At 34.4% G+C, this 398-nt stretch carries 1 protein-coding gene; it reads right to left on the bottom strand.

Translation table 11 applies throughout. The annotated features are described in order from the left end of the window. Positions 1–398: plasmid recombination protein (locus KA856_RS04560; RefSeq protein ID WP_245344310.1), on the bottom strand; the 398-nt coding region annotated here is incomplete at both ends.

Raw genomic sequence — 398 nt, 5'->3', positions numbered from 1 at the left:
TTTCAGTTTCATGTTCATATTGGACGTTTAAAGGCTTTTTAAGCGTTTCTAATGATTTTTGGTATTGTTCTATCAACTCACTGCTTTTTTGTTGTATATGGCTTAATTTTTGGCTCTCACGCTCATATTCTTGCTTATGGTATTCTGTTTTTTGCTTATATCGGCTTACCTGATCATGTTTAGCATTTGTAACTTGTCTTGATTGTCCTCGGTCCAAATCATACCCACGTTGATTAACATATTCGTTAAATCTATCTTGAAACGCTGTTAACGCCTTTTTATTCCCTACAACTTCTTTCGCACTTAATCTACCGTCATCAGTGATAGGAACAACACCATAATGCATATGTGGAGTTTTTTCGTCCATGTGAACTGTCGCATATAATAAATTATCTTTA

It is taken from the genome of Staphylococcus sp. GDB9P120P (genome assembly GCF_017893435.1).
Taxonomy (GTDB): domain Bacteria; phylum Bacillota; class Bacilli; order Staphylococcales; family Staphylococcaceae; genus Staphylococcus; species Staphylococcus cohnii.
This window is presented reverse-complemented; position numbering and strand designations above follow the sequence as displayed.